Source organism: Zunongwangia sp. L-65, from assembly GCF_056859415.1.
Map to the genome: position 1 here is coordinate 114,267 of NZ_JBSXOK010000075.1, position 18,089 is coordinate 132,355.

The 18,089-nt window shown below is 35.7% G+C and carries 18 protein-coding genes; 9 read left to right on the forward strand and 9 right to left on the reverse strand.

Features of this window, described 5'->3' with window-relative positions; all coding sequences use genetic code 11:
* The first annotated feature begins 191 nt into the window (after window positions 1-191).
* The 7 genes from AC13DP_RS17075 to AC13DP_RS17105 all read left to right on the forward strand — a co-directional run bounded on the left by AC13DP_RS17075 (window position 192) and on the right by AC13DP_RS17105 (window position 6,059).
* Entirely contained in the window at window positions 192-731 is a 540-nt protein-coding gene (locus AC13DP_RS17075) for a fasciclin domain-containing protein (RefSeq protein ID WP_347406539.1), read from the forward strand.
* A 140-nt stretch (window positions 732-871) separates the two neighbouring features.
* The gene (locus AC13DP_RS17080) at window positions 872-1,801 is read left to right on the forward strand and encodes an ABC transporter ATP-binding protein (RefSeq protein ID WP_013072535.1); all 930 of its coding nucleotides are present in this window, start codon (window positions 872-874) and stop codon (window positions 1,799-1,801) included.
* Window positions 1,794-3,089, forward strand: a complete 1,296-nt coding sequence (locus tag AC13DP_RS17085) for an ABC transporter permease (RefSeq protein ID WP_228250711.1) — start codon at window positions 1,794-1,796, stop codon at window positions 3,087-3,089. The genes AC13DP_RS17080 and AC13DP_RS17085 overlap by 8 nt, the downstream gene beginning before the upstream one ends.
* Window position 3,090: 1 nt before the next feature.
* Window positions 3,091-3,984 carry a mechanosensitive ion channel family protein gene (locus AC13DP_RS17090; RefSeq protein ID WP_483068170.1) on the forward strand — a complete coding sequence of 298 codons (894 nt, stop codon included), beginning with the start codon at window positions 3,091-3,093 and terminating at the stop codon, window positions 3,982-3,984.
* A gap of 1 nt (window position 3,985) precedes the next feature.
* Window positions 3,986-4,573 carry a hypothetical protein gene (locus AC13DP_RS17095; RefSeq protein WP_483068171.1) on the forward strand — a complete coding sequence of 196 codons (588 nt, stop codon included), beginning with the start codon at window positions 3,986-3,988 and terminating at the stop codon, window positions 4,571-4,573.
* Complete coding sequence (locus AC13DP_RS17100; protein ID WP_483068172.1) at window positions 4,546-4,893, forward strand: hypothetical protein; 348 nt, start codon at window positions 4,546-4,548, stop codon at window positions 4,891-4,893. Before AC13DP_RS17095 ends, AC13DP_RS17100 begins: the two co-directional genes overlap by 28 nt.
* Entirely contained in the window at window positions 4,893-6,059 is a 1,167-nt protein-coding gene (locus tag AC13DP_RS17105) for a sigma-54-dependent transcriptional regulator (RefSeq protein ID WP_483068173.1), read from the forward strand. Before AC13DP_RS17100 ends, AC13DP_RS17105 begins: the two co-directional genes overlap by 1 nt.
* 56 nt (window positions 6,060-6,115) lie before the next feature.
* Here AC13DP_RS17105 and AC13DP_RS17110 read toward each other — a convergent pair whose 3' ends face one another.
* The 5 genes from AC13DP_RS17110 to AC13DP_RS17130 all read right to left on the reverse strand — a co-directional run bounded on the left by AC13DP_RS17110 (window position 6,116) and on the right by AC13DP_RS17130 (window position 11,905).
* Window positions 6,116-7,342 carry a hypothetical protein gene (locus AC13DP_RS17110; RefSeq protein WP_483068174.1) on the reverse strand — a complete coding sequence of 409 codons (1,227 nt, stop codon included), beginning with the start codon at window positions 7,340-7,342 and terminating at the stop codon, window positions 6,116-6,118.
* Between the two features lie 116 nt (window positions 7,343-7,458).
* Window positions 7,459-9,465, reverse strand: coding sequence for an excinuclease ABC subunit UvrB (gene uvrB, locus AC13DP_RS17115; RefSeq protein WP_013072529.1), 2,007 nt, complete (start codon window positions 9,463-9,465; stop codon window positions 7,459-7,461).
* A gap of 101 nt (window positions 9,466-9,566) precedes the next feature.
* Window positions 9,567-10,154, reverse strand: a complete 588-nt coding sequence (locus AC13DP_RS17120) for a hypothetical protein (RefSeq protein WP_483068175.1) — start codon at window positions 10,152-10,154, stop codon at window positions 9,567-9,569.
* A 12-nt stretch (window positions 10,155-10,166) separates the two neighbouring features.
* On the reverse strand, window positions 10,167-11,003 hold the full coding sequence (locus AC13DP_RS17125; protein WP_483068176.1) for an ABC transporter permease: 837 nt from the start codon (window positions 11,001-11,003) through the stop codon (window positions 10,167-10,169).
* On the reverse strand, window positions 11,003-11,905 hold the full coding sequence (locus AC13DP_RS17130) for an ABC transporter ATP-binding protein (RefSeq protein ID WP_347406538.1): 903 nt from the start codon (window positions 11,903-11,905) through the stop codon (window positions 11,003-11,005). Before AC13DP_RS17130 ends, AC13DP_RS17125 begins: the two co-directional genes overlap by 1 nt.
* 196 nt (window positions 11,906-12,101) lie before the next feature.
* On the opposite strand from AC13DP_RS17130, the gene AC13DP_RS17135 reads away from it, so the two are divergent.
* Window positions 12,102-13,166 carry a hypothetical protein gene (locus tag AC13DP_RS17135; protein WP_013072525.1) on the forward strand — a complete coding sequence of 355 codons (1,065 nt, stop codon included), beginning with the start codon at window positions 12,102-12,104 and terminating at the stop codon, window positions 13,164-13,166.
* A gap of 147 nt (window positions 13,167-13,313) precedes the next feature.
* Window positions 13,314-13,865, forward strand: a complete 552-nt coding sequence (locus AC13DP_RS17140) for a hypothetical protein (protein WP_483068177.1) — start codon at window positions 13,314-13,316, stop codon at window positions 13,863-13,865.
* 59 nt (window positions 13,866-13,924) lie between these two features.
* On the opposite strand, the gene AC13DP_RS17145 is transcribed toward AC13DP_RS17140, so the two are convergent.
* From AC13DP_RS17145 to AC13DP_RS17160, 4 genes are read right to left on the reverse strand one after another with little or no spacing between them, the layout of a single operon-like run.
* The gene (locus AC13DP_RS17145; RefSeq protein WP_483068178.1) at window positions 13,925-14,983 is read right to left on the reverse strand and encodes a nucleoid-associated protein; all 1,059 of its coding nucleotides are present in this window, start codon (window positions 14,981-14,983) and stop codon (window positions 13,925-13,927) included.
* 51 nt (window positions 14,984-15,034) lie between these two features.
* Window positions 15,035-15,547, reverse strand: coding sequence for an IS1096 element passenger TnpR family protein (locus AC13DP_RS17150; RefSeq protein WP_013072522.1), 513 nt, complete (start codon window positions 15,545-15,547; stop codon window positions 15,035-15,037).
* A gap of 24 nt (window positions 15,548-15,571) precedes the next feature.
* Complete coding sequence (locus tag AC13DP_RS17155; RefSeq protein WP_013072521.1) at window positions 15,572-16,597, reverse strand: COX15/CtaA family protein; 1,026 nt, start codon at window positions 16,595-16,597, stop codon at window positions 15,572-15,574.
* A gap of 43 nt (window positions 16,598-16,640) precedes the next feature.
* Complete coding sequence (locus AC13DP_RS17160; protein WP_483068179.1) at window positions 16,641-18,071, reverse strand: CCA tRNA nucleotidyltransferase; 1,431 nt, start codon at window positions 18,069-18,071, stop codon at window positions 16,641-16,643.
* Window positions 18,072-18,089 lie beyond the last annotated feature (18 nt).

Here is an 18,089-nt window from a genome sequence, read left to right on the forward strand (position 1 = left end):
ATATTTGATTCTCACTAAGACTTTTAGTGATAATTTTTCTTTTTCATAGCAATTTTTTTCCCATCCTTAATTAAATTAAGGGTGGGTTTTGTTTTTTAACATCGCCGTTAAACCTTTTCTAAACCTGTTTTAAACAGTTTGTAATCAGGTACGTTCTTTAGTAATTTTCAAAAAAATCAAAAACGAAAATTATGAAAAAGAAAAATTTGATTCTATCTGTTGTAGTTATATTATTAACTACCCTCACCTATGCACAGGAAGAGAAATTCTTTGAAATGGTGGATGATACTAACGAGTATACCATCGTAGAATTGGCTGAAATGGACAGCAGGTTTTCTACGTTTCTAACTTTTCTTAAAGCTTCAGGATTAGATACATCGGTAGAATATGTAGAAGGTTATACTATTTTTTTGCCTACGAATCAGGCTTTCGAAGATATGAAACTAGGAGAGTTGTCTCAACTTACGAATCCTGAAAATAAGATAAAATTAGTAGAATTTGTAAAGCACTATATCATTCCTCAAAAAGTGCTTAAAAATCAGTTTAATAGCTCGCAAGTCATTACGGTTTCTGGAGATAAATCGATTAAAATTAATACTGAGCTGAATGGCCAACATGTAGCCATTGGGGGTGCAAATATCATAGCCAGCGATATCGAATCTAAGAACGGAATTATTCATGTGATCGATCAACTGGTAACCCCAACAGACTATTTTGCTACCAGTTATTAAAAAATAAATTTTAAAACATTCATAAGCTTCCTTACACTAAGGAAGTTTTTTTATGCCTAAAGCTGAATTTATAAATTATCCAGACCAATTTTCAAGTCTGTAATAGTATTTGAATATCTTTACACCTCTAAAGTTATTTTATGGAAAATCTTTTGGTTGCAGAGAACATCTATAAACGATTTGGAGGTTACACTGCACTAAATAATGTATCGATCACCATACCTAAAGGGAGTGTCTTTGGTTTGTTAGGCCCTAATGGTGCAGGAAAAACCACATTCATCAGGATAATCAATCAGATAACGATGCCAGATGAAGGCCAGGTATATCTTGATGGAAGACCTTTGCACCCAGAAGATATACAGCATATTGGTTATCTGCCCGAGGAACGCGGATTGTATAAGTCTATGAAAGTAGGGGAACAGGCGCTCTATTTGGCCAGGTTGAAAGGACTTTCTAAGGCTGAAGCTAAGCAACGATTGCAATACTGGTTTGAGAAACTGGAAATTACCGGATGGTGGGATAAGAAAATCCAGGAACTTTCTAAAGGAATGGCGCAAAAAGTACAATTTGTAATTACGGTGCTTCATAATCCAAAATTGTTAATTTTTGATGAGCCTTTTAGTGGTTTTGATCCCGTAAATGCTAATATCATTAAACGTGAGATCTTAGAATTAAAAGAAAAAGGCGCTACAATTTTATTTTCAACACATCGTATGGAAAGCGTAGAAGAACTTTGTGATTATATGGCGCTTATCAATAAGTCTAATAAATTATTGGATGGTAAGGTTTCTGAAATAAAAAAAGAATATAAAAACAATACTTTTGAAGTAGGATTAGAGTGCGAACACGAAGCAGCTTTAATGGCCGAGCTTCAGGAAAAATTTAAGGTAGGTGCAGCTCATTTTAAGAGTATTAATGATGATCTTAAAGTAAGTATTCAGTTACAACCTCACGAAAATCCTAATGATTTAATTCAGTATTTATTAACCAAAGCAAGGATCAATCATTTTGTAGAAGTGATTCCTTCGGTAAACGATATTTTCATCAAAACGGTTACTCATAATGCGTAGTTTAAAACTTATCATTCAGCGGGAATATTTAGCGAGAGTTCGTAATAAAACTTTTATCGTAATGACATTTCTTAGTCCGCTTATACTGGTAGGAATGTTTGCTTTAATTGCTTATTTAAGTATGCTGAATAGTAGTGAACAGCATATTATTGGACTGCACGATGAAACTGGTTTGTTTCTAAAAGAATTTCAGGATGATGAAAATCTTCAATATTTAAATTTCTCTGATAAAACTTTAGAGGAAGCCAAGAAAATCGTCCGTGAGAGTGAATATTACGGACTTATACATATTCCGAGAGCCGACAATAATTATGATCTTACGGGAAAGGTAGAATTTTTTGGGGAAGAATCTCCCGGTTTGGGAACGGTTCAGAATATAGAAAAAATCATTTCCAATAAATTACAAAGAAATGAGCTGATTCAACGTGGTATAGATGTAGCACAGATCGATGCTGTAAAAACAAAGGTCGATGTAGAAATTCAGAATTTTTCCGGAGAAACAACCTCGAAAATGGCGAATTATCTCCGAATGTTTTTTGGAGGTGCAGCCGGATACTTATTGATGATGTTTATTATCATCTATGGGAATATGGTGATGCGATCTGTTATTGAAGAAAAAACAAACCGAATAATTGAAATTATAGTGTCTTCAGTAAAACCTATACAATTAATGTTAGGGAAAGTACTGGGTACCTCATTGGCAGGAATCACACAATTTACGGTATGGGTCATTTTAGGCGGAATTCTATATACGATAGCCGGATTGTATTTTGGTATTGATTTAATGAATGCACAACCCGGCCAGATAGATACACATCAATTAAATATTCCTGAAGTGAACCAATTGGTTGCCGATGTGCTTAACCTACCAATCTTTAGTTTAATTGTTTATTTCCTGATCTATTTTTTAGGCGGATATTTTTTATATAGTGCAATCTATGCTTCTATCGGTGCAGCGGTAGATAGCGAGACCGATACGCAACAATTTATGCTACCGGTTATTATCCCATTGATGCTTGGGATTTATGTTGGATTTTTTGCGGTAATAGAAAATCCTCATGGGACGGTAAGTACGATTTTCTCAATGATTCCTTTAACTTCTCCTATAGTTATGTTAATGCGTATCCCATTTGGAGTACCATGGTGGGAAATTTCCCTATCTATTCTTATATTGCTGCTAACCAATACGGCAGTGGTATGGATAGCAGCAAAAATATACCGTGTTGGTATTTTAATGTATGGTAAGAAAGCTAGTTATAAAGAAATTTATAAGTGGCTTAAATATTAGAATGCAAAACGAAACGGCCAATCAGATTTCAGAAGTATTAGAGCAGGATATTTGGGGAAGTATAAAAGAGTTTTTAAACTTTAACCTGCTTAGTCAACCATTTAAACTCACCGTAGGTGTAGTTTTACTGGTGATTTTTGTATTTATTTTAACCTCTGTTATTCTCAGGCTTATACGTAACTTTATTGCGGGTAAACTTTTAAACGAGGACAAATTAAAGTTTATAAGTGCTTTTAAGTTTGTAAAGTACGTAGTTTATCTTATTGTAATTTTAATTACCCTAAGCTCAAGTGGGGTTGATATTTCGATTTTACTAACCGCTTCAGCCGCTTTATTCGTTGGAGTAGGTTTAGCCTTACAAGAACTTTTCCAAGATATTATAGGGGGGATTTTTATCATTTTAGATAAATCCCTATTGGTAGGTGATATAATAGAAATAGATAATAAAGTTGCCAGAGTTTTCGAAATTAAATTAAGGACAACCAGAGCGCTTACCAGGGATGATAAAGTAATGATTATACCAAATCATAAATTTATAAGTGATACGGTATATAATTATACCCAAAATCATCGTACCACCAGAGAATGTGTAAATGTGGGCGTAGCTTATGGGAGTGATACTCAAAAGGTCAAAACAATACTTTTGGATTGTGTGGATAAGCAAAAAGGAGTGCTTAAAACCCCAAAACCATTTGTGCTTTTTGAAGATTTTGGAGATTCAGCTTTATTGTTTGGAGTGTATTTTTACATCGGTGATAGTTTTACCGATCCAAAAATAAAAAGTGAATTACGTTTTAAAATCGACGATAGTTTTAGGCAAAATGGCATAAGCATCCCTTTCCCACAACGCGATGTTCATTTAATCCATACCCCGAATCAACCAAAAACTGACTAACATGAAAAACACTTTTAGAAGTATTTTAGTGCTATTCTTTTTGCTATTTTTTGGATTCTCGGCAAAAGCACAATTAACAGATCTGGCACGGATAGAATTTACTTATTTTCCCCAATCTGATTCTGATAATTCGTTTAGGAGGTTTAGAACTTTTTTCAATTTTCCCATAAAATTGAAGAAAGAAGGTAGTTATTTAGTGCCAGGGATAGAATATCGAAATGTAAATTTTAAATTTTATGATGATACTTCTTTTGAAACATTTCATTTAGATCGGTTTCAATCCATTACTGCAACTTTAGCTTATGTTTTTCATTTAAATAATGACTGGAGAATGGGCTTGCAAACAGGGGCAAAGGCAGCTTCTAACTTTTCAACTAACCACCTACTAAGTGATGATATCATTTATGAAGGAGCAGTATATTTTATCAAGATTAAAAAAGGAGAAGATATACTTAAACCAACCCGTATAATTTTTGGATTACATTATTCCACGACTACTGGTTTTCCATTCCCGTTGCCTGTGGCGCATTATTACAAAAATTTCATCCTAAATGGTCGTATATGTTGGGAGTTCCTAAAACTAACTTAAAATATCACGCTAACAACCGTAATGTTCTGCAGGCTTTTGTAACTTTAGATGGCTTTTATGCCAATGTTCAGGACAATTTTGATATTACCCCCTCAGTTCAGGATAGTACCGCTTTGGCCGATAGTATGTCTATGACCGTCATATTAGCTGGTTTGGGATATGAATATAGCATTACTGAACATCTAGGACTATATGTTTATGCCGGTCATACAATTATGAATGATATTCGTTTGCGCGATGTAGATAGAAATGACGTTTATACTATTAATTCTGTAAACACATTCTATGCGCGTGGCGGACTTAAATTTAGCGTATTTTAATGTCTAAAATATTATTAATAGAAGATGAAGCAGCCATAAGACGGGTGCTTGTTAAAATTCTAAACGAAGAAAATAAAGATTATAACGTTACCGAAGCCGAAGATGGTTTGGCTGGGATGGAATTAATCAAAAAAGAAGATTACGATCTGGTACTTTGTGATATCAAAATGCCAAAAATGGATGGTGTAGAGGTATTGGAAGCGACCAGTAAAATTAAGCCTGAAATTCCCTTTGTGATGATTTCGGGGCATGGAGATCTTGATACTGCCGTGCAAACCATGAGGATGGGGGCTTTCGATTATATTTCTAAACCGCCGGATTTAAACCGATTGCTGAATGCTGTTCGTAATGCCTTAGACCGAAAACAACTGGTGCAGGAAAATGCGCGGCTTAAGAAGAAAGTAGGCAAAAACTTTCAGATGATTGGAGAGTCTGAAGAGATCAATAGGATTAAGGAAATTATTGAAAAAGTTGCTCCTACAGATGCACGTGTTTTAGTAACCGGGGCTAACGGAACCGGGAAAGAACTTGTGGCGCATTGGATTCACCAGAAAAGTGAACGATCCAAAGGGCCGATGATCGAAGTGAATTGTGCCGCGATTCCATCAGAACTTATAGAGAGCGAACTTTTTGGACACGTAAAGGGAGCTTTTACTTCAGCAAATAAAGATAGAGCTGGTAAATTTGAAGCAGCGAATGGAGGAACCATTTTTCTGGATGAAATCGGAGATATGAGTCTTTCTGCTCAGGCTAAGGTGTTAAGGGCTTTGCAGGAAAATAAGATTTCACGCGTTGGTAGCGATAAGGATATCAAGGTAGATGTACGTGTAGTCGCAGCTACCAATAAGGATCTGAAAAAAGAGATCGAAGATAAAAAGTTTAGAGAGGATTTATACCATCGGCTTGCGGTAATTTTGATAGAAGTTCCTTCCTTAAACAATCGTAGGGAAGATATTCCTCTACTGGTAGAGTACTTTTCCGAAAAAATTGCCAGTGAGCAGGGGACAAACAAAAAAAACTTTACTCAAGCGGCGCTTAATCAGCTTAAAGAATACAACTGGACAGGAAATATTAGAGAATTACGAAATGTTGTAGAGCGACTATTGATCTTGGGAGGAGCAGAGATTACAGAGGAAGATGTTAGTCTTTTTGCCAGTAAAGTTTAACAGCCTGGGAAACAAGTATATTAAAAAGCTAAATCTTAAGATTTAGCTTTTTTTATTCATTGGTATTTATTAATGACAAGCCATCTATTCCCTGCACTTAAAATCGTAAGTACTGTTCCTCTTTCAATACTTGTAACTTTACTGTTGGTGGTAACATCAAATAAATCATCCCCATCTATAAAAGACAAAGGTTTATCTGAAGTAGTGGGCCAGGATACTAAGATTATAGTTCTTCCTTTATGCTTAGAGGCTTCTGGAAGCTGAACCGAACTTAGATTATCATTTATTCTTAGGATTCCCAGATGATCTTCAATAGTAAATGTTCCCGTAGTACTGGTAGAGGAAACATATGGATAATAGGTAGGTGGTCGCCATCGCATTATTCCATTTTCAGAGAGTGCCAATACCATTTCTTCCTTTTCTTTTTCAGAGGGGAAAACGTATTCTGTGGAAGGAGTAGCTCCAATTCCCAGGCGACCCGCAAAGTAGCCGGCAAAAATATTGGCATTGCGATCACCCTGCGCTTTACTGTAAATTCCGTAAATATTTCCCTGAGCTGTAGAACTTCCAATTTCAGAATACACTCCGTAATTATTGCTTTTTGCTCCGTACGTACGACCTACACGATTAAAAATTCCATAGATATCGTTTGTTCCTGTACTTTGAAATGTTTCATTAAATATTCCATAATGAATTCCCGATCCGGATCCGCTTACATTGTTTTTAATTCCATATTTTGTACCGTTGGTTAAGCTTCGGTTGATATTCTCGATACCATAAGTCGTCAGGTTATTTTCTTCAGAATTTTGATTGTCTATTTTCATTCCTTTTTTGATATCTTCATCACTATTGGCAACAATGTCAATTTGTAGTTTAGCCTCTATATCATCAGTACCAATACCAATATTACCTTTACGATAAATGGAGGAGGCTATGTTTTCTGGCGAAGTTTCTTTTTTGGCTTCATAAAAATTAGCTTTGGAAGAATTACCCTGAATAGGAAACCAGGAAGATTCTTCAGCATTCCAGAAATAAAATCCCTTTGAGTAATCCGGAATAGTAGTAGCAAGAAAAACCATCATGCCATTTTGATCTGTCGTAGGATCATCTGAGGGAAACCTTGAAATACGCGGAATCAAAATTCCATCGGTATTTAAAGGATCCTCGGTATCTGAACTTTTTATCTCTAACCTTGCCTTTGGTTCTTCTGTATTGATACCTACCTGAGCCGGGGTGGAAAAGACAACTAAAAAAAATGAAAATACTGATACATAACTTTTCATAGCAATAAATTTTAGGTTGCTAAAAAGCTAGAGGTTTCTGGGGAACTAATTTTTATTTAAAAATAAAAATTAAAATGCTATGAGTCAATGTTTTATATGTTAATTGTAAAGGCGTGTTATGCTAAATCCTTTAATTTATCCTGTAATATCTTAATTTCATCACGTAATCGGGCAGCTTCCATAAAATCAAGTTCTTTAGCGGCAGTTTCCATTTGTTTACGCTTTTCCCGGATTTTTTTGTCGATCTGAGGTTTTGTTAGATAAGCTCCTTCTTCTTCGGCAGCTTGCATTGGCGGCTTGTTGTCACCTTCAAATATTTCAAGCTTTTTCTTAACAAGTGTAGAAGACTCTAATTTTTTAACCAAAGGCTTTGGCGTAATATTATGAGCTTTATTATAATTCATTTGCTTGGTACGTCTATATTCGGTTTCATCCATGGTTTTTTGCATACTGTCCGTAATTTTGTCAGCATACAAAATTGCTTTTCCTTCTACATTTCGTGCAGCACGTCCTATGGTCTGGGTTAAAGAACGATTACTTCTCAGAAAGCCTTCTTTGTCGGCATCAATTATTGCCACCAGAGAAACTTCAGGGAGATCCAGCCCTTCTCGTAACAGGTTAACCCCAATAAGCACATCAAAAAGTCCACGACGTAAATCCTGCATAATTTCTACACGTTCTAGAGTGTCTACATCACTGTGAATATACCTACAACGAATATCGATCCTGGTCAGGTATTTCGCCAGTTCTTCCGCCATTCTTTTGGTTAAGGTAGTCACTAACGTACGTTCATCCTTTTCAACCCGTATTTGAATTTCTTCGATCAAATCGTCGATCTGGTTTTGACTTGGGCGAACTTCAATCACCGGATCCAAAAGTCCGGTTGGTCGAATTACCTGTTCTACATAAACCCCTTCACTTTTCTGAAGTTCGTAATCAGCCGGAGTAGCACTTACATAAATCACCTGATTTTGAAGTATTTCGAATTCCTCAAATTTCAGCGGACGATTATCCATTGCAGCGGGAAGCCTAAAACCATAATCTACTAAAGTTTCTTTACGGGAACGGTCACCTCCATACATAGCATGAACTTGGGGAATGGTAACGTGAGATTCGTCTACAACCATTAAGAAATCATCCGGGAAGTAATCTAAAAGACAGAAAGGACGTGTGCCGGGTTGGCGACCATCAAGATATCTCGAGTAATTTTCGATACCAGAACAATAACCCAGTTCGCGAATCATCTCTAAATCAAAATTAGTTCTTTCGTCCAGTCTTTTTGCTTCAAGATGTTTTCCGATATCCCTAAAATAGTCGACTTGTTTCACCAGGTCGTCCTGAATGTTTCTAATCGCATTCTGAAGAACATCAGGCGATGTCACGAACATATTGGCAGGATATATATTCAAGCGCTCATATTTTTCGATAACATCATTGGTAGCAGGATCAAAAGCTTCGATATCTTCAATCTCATCACCAAAAAAATGAATTCTGAACGCATTATCTGCGTAACTAGGGAAAACATCAACGGTATCCCCTTTTATTCTGAAATTTCCGTGAACAAATTCAGCTTCCGTTCTGGAATATAAGCTTTGCACCAGGCTGTGCAGAAATTTTGTTCTGGAGATTTCCATATCCCGTTCAATGGAAACCACATTTTTACGAAACTCTACCGGGTTACCAATACCATACAGGCAGGAAACCGAGGCGACCACGATTACATCTCTTCTTCCGCTTAAAAGGGAAGAGGTCGTGCTTAAGCGTAGTTTTTCGATTTCATCATTTATGGAAAGATCTTTTTCAATATAGGTTCCGGAAGAGGGAATAAAAGCTTCCGGCTGATAATAATCGTAATAGCTAACAAAATATTCCACCGCATTATTTGGGAAAAATTGTTTGAATTCTGAATATAACTGTGCGGCAAGTGTTTTGTTATGTGCCAAAACCAACGTTGGTTTTTGTACTTCTTCAATAACATTTGCAACGGTAAAAGTTTTTCCGGAACCGGTCACCCCCAAAAGGGTTTGGAACTGGTCGTTTTTTTCGATTCCGCCAACCAGTTGTTTTATCGCGTTAGGTTGGTCTCCGGTAGGTTTATAGTCAGATTCAATCTTAAATTTCATGCGTTCTTTTTCTTAGCCTTACGAAGTTAAGCAATAAATGTGCCTATTCAAATGCGGCTTAAGAAATAATAGGCTAAAGATTAATAAATGAAATTTTGCAATTATCTGGTAAGTTTAGATATTTTATAATCATTCTTCTTTTCGGCATATTCCTGTTCATTTATATAATCGTTGTTCAATAACCAATGTAGTTGTTGCATGAAAACATCTTCAGGAATATCAGGATCGATTCGCGTATATTTTTTCTTAATTTTCTCTTTTGATATTTTAATAATACGATCGGCAAAATCTTCCACATTTTGTCGTGATGGACTATCTAAAAAGAATTGAATATTGACCTGGCCACCATGTAAAGTAAGAAAATTATTAAGAGGTGCATAAAAACAGCTTACCCCTAAACCAAATATAAATAAACCACTTATTGCCAATAAAATATTTTCAGAAATTTCACTTTTCTCCTCAAAAAAAGGAGCGATCCAACTGCTAAAAGCAATTAGAAAAAAGAATGATGCAACGATTTTTAATCCGGTTCTGGAATGAGATTCAATATGTTTTTTAGTCCCTATGTGTTCTATGTTGACGGAAAATTCGGTTGTTTTCAGAAATCTTTTCTCCTTGACAATTAACTCACCGTTATTTAGGAATTCAAATTCTTTTCTTCTTAATCCCGATTTCTGAATTAATTTCATAGCTATAAAATATTACAAATCCCTTTTCTTTAATAATGCATATGAAAAATATACAAAAAGGGCAGTCCAAACCAATACAATAAGAATCTGGTACCAATGTATGGCGTAATCTTTCTCGAAAGCAGATCCTAATTGATTTGCAGCAGATTTTACAGCGTTAAGTCTTGAAAATGGTTCTTTTACCAAATTACTCATCGATTCTAATGGGAAAAATTGAACGATTTTATCTGCAACATCAGTTCCCCTAAAAATTCGCCATCTTAGAACCGCGTATAATATACTCTCTACAATCCACCAGATAAACAAAAAACCAAGTGCAAAAGCAGAGCGTTTTACCAAAATTCCCAAAAATAAACAAAAGGCAAAAAATCCGGTCAGTTTTACGAAATAGGCCAGGATATATTCCAGGTCAGAGAATATGATCGAAAACTCGTTATAATCTGAAAAAGAAAGGCCTAATAGCAATGAAACCACAAAAAGGAAGATAGTAGAAACGACAGAAAATACCATCACCGTAATAAATTTCGATAAAATAAACTCCTTTTTTGACAGGCCGTCGATAAGGTTTTGTTTTAGTGTCCTGTTACTATATTCGTTAGACATCATCGAAACGATAACGATAGCTAAAAATAGTTTTAGTGTAGCCGCGATATAGCTGTTAAAATGCCAGATAAACGGAAAGTTGAAAATTCCCTGATCTGCGATTCTAAAATTGACCTGTCCAATGGGGAATTCTATAGATGCGATAAGGGCGATAAACGTGATTAAGATAAAATAGGTGAGAATAAGGATCTTTGATGATCTACTATATCTAAGTTTTAAAAATTCTATATTTAAGAGTCGTAACATTAGGCGCTAGTTTGATTGGTTAGTTGAAGGAATTGTTCTTCCAGGCTTTCTTTTCGTTTTATTAAATAGCTAAGGCTAAGTCCTTTTTCAAAAAGATACCGGTTAATTTCAGATGCGCTCATCGGCTCTTCGATAATCGCAGTAACCAAATTTCCTTTAAGACTTACTTTTCCGATGGAAGGATGCTGCTTTAATAACTGCTCAAGTAATTCGGTATTTTCAGCTTCCAATTCAAAGAAACCATGGCTGGCATTAATACCGTCAACCGGTCCGCTATATAGTTTTACTCCTTTTCTGATGATCACCACATGGCTGCACACTTTTTCTACTTCATCTAAGAGATGCGAGGCCAATAAGATAGTTGTGCCATTAGAAGCAATTTTACGAATAATCTCACGAATCTGATGAATTCCCTGTGGATCCAATCCATTAGTAGGTTCATCTAAAATCAAAATTTCAGGATCATTAAGTAGGGCAGAGGCTATGGCTAAACGCTGTTTCATCCCTAGAGAAAAGGTTTTAAATTTACTGTCTTTACGATCCAGCAATCCAACGATTTCTAATTTTTCTTCAACTTTATGTTCTGGTACACCTTTAATTTTACAAACCAATTTAAGGTTTTGTGATGCCGTCATATAGGGATAAAAATTTGGGTGCTCGATGATGGCTCCTACTTTTTTTAAAGCCTCGTGTGTAGATTCGGAGCCATTAAACCACTTAAAGTCTCCAGAGGTTTTGTTTACCACATTAAGAACCATACCTAAGGTGGTTGATTTACCACTTCCGTTAGGTCCTAAAATTCCGTACACGTTTCCTTTCTCGATCGTAAAGGATAAATTATCTACGGCCTTTAAGGGACCATAAACTTTTGTTAATTGATTAATGCTGAGGATTGTTTCCAAAATAGATGGTTTCTTTTCTTACACGACGACTAAATTACATTTTTGTTACAGTTTTCCCCTTACTATATTTATTTTTACTTGATAATTGAGGTTTTAGCTTCTAATTTTTAAAACTTATCTGAAATTAGAATTCTGTTAATCCTAATATTTTAAATACCTTCAGACGTTCTTCGGAACACTTAAAAAGCGCAAGAATATGGAACCTAAACTGATGTCTAAAAAGAAACCTTCTTTTCCTGTAAACGAACGTTTCAATAAATATCTGGCACGCTATAACCGAAACACAAAGATCCCTGTGTTTTATGAAGACTTGTTGCGATTTTCTGGATCTGTAGTGGTATATGATCAAGATGATGAAGATACCTACTGGGTACGCTGTTATTATCCTGAATTTGAACGACAGGAGATCGACGAAAGCCTAAAGAAGATCTATAATATCTTGCATTCTGATGGTAGCGATGATATGTTGGAGTTTTTGGCTGTTGATGCTATCGATTACTGTACCTTTGGGAATTCTAAACCTTTTCGCATAAAAGTTAGAAATATCCTAAACGATGTTTTTACCTATTTCTATGTTAAAAAGGCAGATGCTTCCCGAATTTACGGCTTAGAATTAGAGCATTTATTATCCCCCCACCGTATTACTTTTTTGGTGTATAAAGACACCCTGATCGAAGCTCATATTGCTGGAATTCCCGGAGATGTTTTTATCGAAGATCATTTACCAAGATTATCGGAATGGGAAAAAGCGCAAATCGCCAAACAATTCGTAAAGTTTAATGAACGTTGTACGGTTAGGCTTTTGGGCGATATGCGATCGTACAATTATGTAGTGATCCCAACTCACGATTTTGATCATGTCCAATATCAAATACGAGCCATAGATTTTGATCAACAATGTTTTGAAGGGAAATTTAAGGTATATCGTCCACAGTTTTTTAAAGAGAATTATAAGATGGTAAAACTGGTTTCAGAACGACTTCAATTGTCTTCAATCGAACAATATAGAAAAGAAGAGCGTTCCCTTTTGGCTAAAAGGATGATTAACACCCAGGCACGGTTTAAGCGATTGATTAAATGTATGAGTAACGATCATGTGTCAACCAGGGAAAATGTAAATCAGTTGCGAACCGAGTTATACCATTTTACCAAAGATGTGAAATTTAAACGCGCCAGCACCATGGGACAAATTCTAAGAACTGCGCTAGATTTTGTGCAACGTAATTACGAAGATGTAAATATGAAAAGGTTGTTGCAGTAAAACCTTTCGGTTTTAGACGAATTTCTATTGAAATTTTTAATACTGAAAAAGTTTGGAGAAGTCGATAAACCTAAAAAATTGTTTAGGTTTGCAGATTTTGATATTTTATAAATGACTCAATCAGAACATCAAATTTGAGCAAACTTTATGGTAAAACTTTACAAATCAATTAAATTATTAAGCGTCATTGTATTAGCATTTACATTTACGAATTGTGCAAGTGACGATGAAAACCGAATACCAAACTTTCCAGAATCCAATATGTCATTAATTCATGGTGACAGTCAAAAATCATGGCGTCTAGTAGAAGTGATTGATGACTATTCAGATGAAACTGATGATTTTTTTATTACTGCAGATTGTGTAAGTGATGATGTGTACACATTTATGGCTAATAAAGAAGTAGAAATCACTTATGGAAAAGTACTTTGTTTCGATCATTTAGACGAGGGACTTTTTAGTGCAGATCATGAGCAATTTTCGGCTACTTTAAAAATGATCGGCGATCCTGAAAGTATTTATTTGAGTTTTGGTAGAGGTTATGCAAATGAAGATCATACAGTTTTTGGTTCTACTTTTTCTAGTTATAGATTATCAGAACTGTCTGAAGGTAGAATGGTATTCTCTCACTCGAATTCTGGAATTATTGGTGATTATCATGAAGCCTATATCTTTGAAGCTATAGAAGTTTTTGAATAAGTGATAAAAAATAAAGGCCGAAATTATACAATTTCGACCTTTATTTTTTTATGATCTGTCTAGCTTTTTTCTTCTTTATTGAAGTACACCAGGTAATAATACATTTGTTTTTCTTCGTCCCAACCTTTTTCAACAAACTTGTCTGCTGATTCTGCATTTACAAAATCCATTTTAATCTGAATATTAGTATCCAGGTTAATCACGTTTTTCAGCTTTTTACGTGCATCAGTCACCGCTTTGTTGGCGATAGGGAAGGTGGTTAGATCTTCGATCTTATATTTTGGCGCTTTCTCGGTTTTATAATTCTGAAATTCAGGAACGAGATCCGGATTATCAATTACCGAGTTTAAGAAGTTGGATTCCTCAAAATCATCGTTTTTCGCGAAGTAATCCATACTTCGGTTCATAAACATCACTTCTTCCTTTTTATCTTCTGCAGGTAACACGACGTCTTTGGCGAAATTCTGACAGAATTTTAAATACTTTTTGGTGTAATAATTTTCATCAGCCATTACATCTACACCCAAAAAGTTCTCTAACCAGTATTTAGTGTCATATTTGTTAGAATCGATCGATAAAATCTTATAACCCTCAGCCCGTTGTTTATTAAAAATCAAAGCTCCTTTATCTAATTTTTGCAGATTGATCCCCTGTTGAACGATCATTTCCAGTATGCTTCCTTTTTCTTGAAATTGCAGGAAATCGTGCTTTAATTCCGATTTAAAAATTCCTATAGCTGGAAGTTTCTCGTTATCCAGCTGCGCATTTTCAAAATATACCACATACACTTCGCCACTTTTAATATGTGGATGTGCTGATTGTTCAAAAAGTAAGGTGGTTATTTTTTTTGATGCTTCGTGAATATTTTCTGGATTATCAAAAATGGCATTTGACAGATTGTAAAGTTCGTTAAATTCTAAATCAGTCTCATGATTAAATTTATAATAATTCTCTTCTTTTTCCCTAAAAGGCTTCAGAAAATACTCCTTGATTAAAGGGGTGATTTCATCATTTAACTGATAGGGTGCCGCAGATAAAAAAATGTTTTCATTACGGCTTTTGTTACCCACACGATGAATCGATAATGATTCAATTTGTGCATTATATAAGTTGATCATTCAGTTTAAAAATTATAAGTCGGTAAAAATTACTACGTAAAATATAGAAAATTAGTTCCAGTTTTCGTCGAAAGAAAAACTGTCATAATCGTCTACATCAAAATCGTCATTAAAATTCTCGTCTGCCGCAGGATCTTCTTCAGCCTTAAATTCTTTATCTGGTGCGTTAGAAGGAATTTGCCCATGTACAAACATTAAATTTGGGTAATCACGACCTTCTTCAATCTCTGCAATTTGCGCTAGTTCCACCATAAACGTCCACATATTAAAGAAATCGTATACGTAAAGTAGTTTGGTCTGGTCTTCAGAAAGCACGCTATCTAAAGCGGTTTCATTCATTAAACGAATGCTATCGTCACCACCACTCATATCAAACTGGTGAATTTCTTCGCCCTGTGTCCATTCGTCATCACTTAAGTAAAACGAAGCCATCTCGGTTCCGTCAAAACCAAACGCCTGCACAATACTATTGTGTAAATCCTCGAGCGTATCGGTTTTTAAAATCTCAATATCTCTAAAAACATCTTCTGCCGTGTCTAGAATTACTCTAAATCGATAAACCATAATTGAAAATTTTGAGCTTCAAAGTTAAGAAGTTTTAAGCGGTTTGCTGCTTTTAAAACATTCTAATAATAAATAAAACTGAACTCCGAATAATACCGAAGCAATCACCAGGTGTAGTGGCTGACTTAAAAATGGGAAGTCCAGGTAATACATCCCCATTCCTGTAAAAATCTCGATCACAATCAAGAATATGATCCAATTGGTTAGACCGAGTTTATAGAATTTTTGTTTGTTTTTCCACCAGATAAAAAGATTTACTAAAAATATTAAAACCGAAAAGGAGCGGTGAATATAAAAGGAGATCTCTGGATTATTCAGCCATAAATCGCGGGTACCGTAACCTAAAACTTTTACCTGTTCGTCTACAAACTGTCGTACCTGGGTTCCTAAAATCACCTGAATTAAACTTAAAATGATCGAAACAAGGACGACTGCTTTAAAACTTTTAGAAACTTTGAAAGCATAAATTTTAGCAGAAGAATCGGCCAGGATATAAAGCAATATCGCTACGATAACCAAAGCCATGACCATATGTAAGGTGATTCTAACCGGTGCTAATACTGAGTACACTACGGTGGCACCAAGCCAGGCCTGAAATACCATTAGAAAAACCGAAAGCCAGGATAAAATGCAAAGCCGTTTTCTGGTTTTCCATTTTCTAAAAGATAACACCGCCATGATTAACACTGCAAATCCTGCCAGTGCTCCTACGAGCCTGTTTATATATTCTGTCCAGGTATGTGCCGGATTAAAAACGGCATAATCATGCCGTGTGTAGTTTTCCCAGTTTTTTGGGTTGTAATGTTCTGCCGAAGTAAAATCGCTTTTAGCTACTTTTAAACTTTCGTCTACAATAATTACCTGACCTTTTTCATAATCCCTTTCTGCCTGAAATAGCAGTTCGGATTCCTGAGTAGGAGGAATGTAATAACCAAAACATTTAGGCCAGTCGGGACATCCCATTCCGCTTCCCGTCATTCTTACTACGGCACCTGCTACGATGACCAGGTACACTAAAATAAGTGCAATTTTTACCGAATTTCGATACACAATTTAAATTTTTAAAGTGAATTATTGGGAATTTCCTGATGTTTTAATCTTGCTTTGATACTTCTTTTAGTCCAAGTTTTTTACCCCTGCTTAGCATAAGTTCTCTTGCAGCTGCATGTTCATTTGGAATATCACCTTCCAGGATCGCTTCTTTAATGGCATCTTTTATAATACCCACTTCTCGACAGGGTTTGATGTTGAAGGTTTCCATAATCTCTTCCCCGCTAACAGGCGGCTGGAAATTACGAACGTGATCACGTTCTTCAACCTCCTTCATCTTTTGCCTTACGATCTTAAAATTATTATGATATTTCTTGTAGCGACGTGGATTTTTAGTGGTAATATCTGCCTCGCACAAGATCATTAGATCATCGATGTTTTCACCGGCATCAAATATTAATCGCCTCACGGCCGAGTCGGTTACATCATCGTCGACCACTGCGATTGGCCGTGAACTCATTAATACCATTTTCTGGACAAGCTTCATTTTATCATTTAATGGCATTTTAAGTCGTTTAAACAATTTAAAAACCATTTTAGATCCTACAAATTCATGTCCATGGAAGGTCCATCCAATCTTTTTATGAAATTTCTTGGTTGGTGCTTTACCAATATCATGAAGTAAAGCAGCCCATCGCAACCAAAGATTATCAGTATTTTGGCTAATATTATCGACAACTTCAAGGGTATGCCAAAAGTTATCCTTATGGCGCTGTCCTTCAATTTCGTCTATACCCTCCAAAGCGGTAAGTTCAGGAAGAATTATTTTTAAAAGTTTTGTTTTATGTAAAAGCGCAAAGCCTTTAGAAGGCCGGTTAGATAATAAGATTTTATGTAATTCTTCTGTAATTCGCTCTTTCGATATGATTTTTATACGCTTATGATGCTCTTTGATAGCATCTAAGGATTTTTTTTCTATAACAAAATTTAGCTGGGAAGCAAAACGTATCGCTCTTAGCATACGAAGCGGATCGTCAGAATAGGTTACTCCGGGTTCAAGGGGTGTTCTTATTAACTGCGATTTTAGGTCTGCCAGTCCGCCAAAAGGATCCAGTAAATCACCATAATTTGAGGTATTTAAACTTAAGGCTAAGGCATTTATTGTAAAATCACGACGATTCTGATCATCTTCCAGCGTACCATTTTCAACCACAGGGTTTCTACTATCTTCAGCGTAACTTTCTTTCCTGGCGCCTACAAATTCGATGTCCATATCAAACGCTCGCAGCATAGCAGTACCATAGTTTTTAAAAACCTGTACTTTTGGTTTATGAGGAAGAAGTTGTGAAACCTTTAGAGCCAAATCGATCCCACTGCCCACAGCAACAATATCAATATCTTTAGCATTGCCACGTTGCAGGATAAAGTCTCTTACAAATCCGCCAATAACGTAACTGTCTAGTTGAAGTTCTTCGGTTGCCTGAGAAATTACCTTAAAAATTTGATGATCTAAAGCTTCGCTATAATTCTTCACTACATTAATTTTTCGCCA

Excerpts from the sequence above, each read along its gene's own strand:
- AC13DP_RS17095 (WP_483068171.1), top strand. The coding sequence starts at position 3,986 with ATGAAAAACACTTTTAGAAGTATTTTAGTGCTATTCTTTTTGCTATTT.
- AC13DP_RS17090 (WP_483068170.1), top strand. The coding sequence starts at position 3,091 with ATGCAAAACGAAACGGCCAATCAGATTTCAGAAGTATTAGAGCAGGAT.
- AC13DP_RS17125 (WP_483068176.1), bottom strand. The coding sequence starts at position 11,003 with ATGTTACGACTCTTAAATATAGAATTTTTAAAACTTAGATATAGTAGA.
- AC13DP_RS17145 (WP_483068178.1), bottom strand. The coding sequence starts at position 14,983 with ATGATCAACTTATATAATGCACAAATTGAATCATTATCGATTCATCGT.
- AC13DP_RS17075 (WP_347406539.1), top strand. The coding sequence starts at position 192 with ATGAAAAAGAAAAATTTGATTCTATCTGTTGTAGTTATATTATTAACT.
- AC13DP_RS17080 (WP_013072535.1), top strand. The coding sequence starts at position 872 with ATGGAAAATCTTTTGGTTGCAGAGAACATCTATAAACGATTTGGAGGT.
- AC13DP_RS17105 (WP_483068173.1), top strand. The coding sequence starts at position 4,893 with ATGTCTAAAATATTATTAATAGAAGATGAAGCAGCCATAAGACGGGTG.
- uvrB (WP_013072529.1), bottom strand. The coding sequence starts at position 9,465 with ATGAAATTTAAGATTGAATCTGACTATAAACCTACCGGAGACCAACCT.
- AC13DP_RS17135 (WP_013072525.1), top strand. The coding sequence starts at position 12,102 with ATGGAACCTAAACTGATGTCTAAAAAGAAACCTTCTTTTCCTGTAAAC.
- AC13DP_RS17140 (WP_483068177.1), top strand. The coding sequence starts at position 13,314 with ATGGTAAAACTTTACAAATCAATTAAATTATTAAGCGTCATTGTATTA.
- AC13DP_RS17120 (WP_483068175.1), bottom strand. The coding sequence starts at position 10,154 with ATGAAATTAATTCAGAAATCGGGATTAAGAAGAAAAGAATTTGAATTC.
- AC13DP_RS17100 (WP_483068172.1), top strand. The coding sequence starts at position 4,546 with ATGTTGGGAGTTCCTAAAACTAACTTAAAATATCACGCTAACAACCGT.
- AC13DP_RS17110 (WP_483068174.1), bottom strand. The coding sequence starts at position 7,342 with ATGAAAAGTTATGTATCAGTATTTTCATTTTTTTTAGTTGTCTTTTCC.
- AC13DP_RS17085 (WP_228250711.1), top strand. The coding sequence starts at position 1,794 with ATGCGTAGTTTAAAACTTATCATTCAGCGGGAATATTTAGCGAGAGTT.
- AC13DP_RS17150 (WP_013072522.1), bottom strand. The coding sequence starts at position 15,547 with ATGGTTTATCGATTTAGAGTAATTCTAGACACGGCAGAAGATGTTTTT.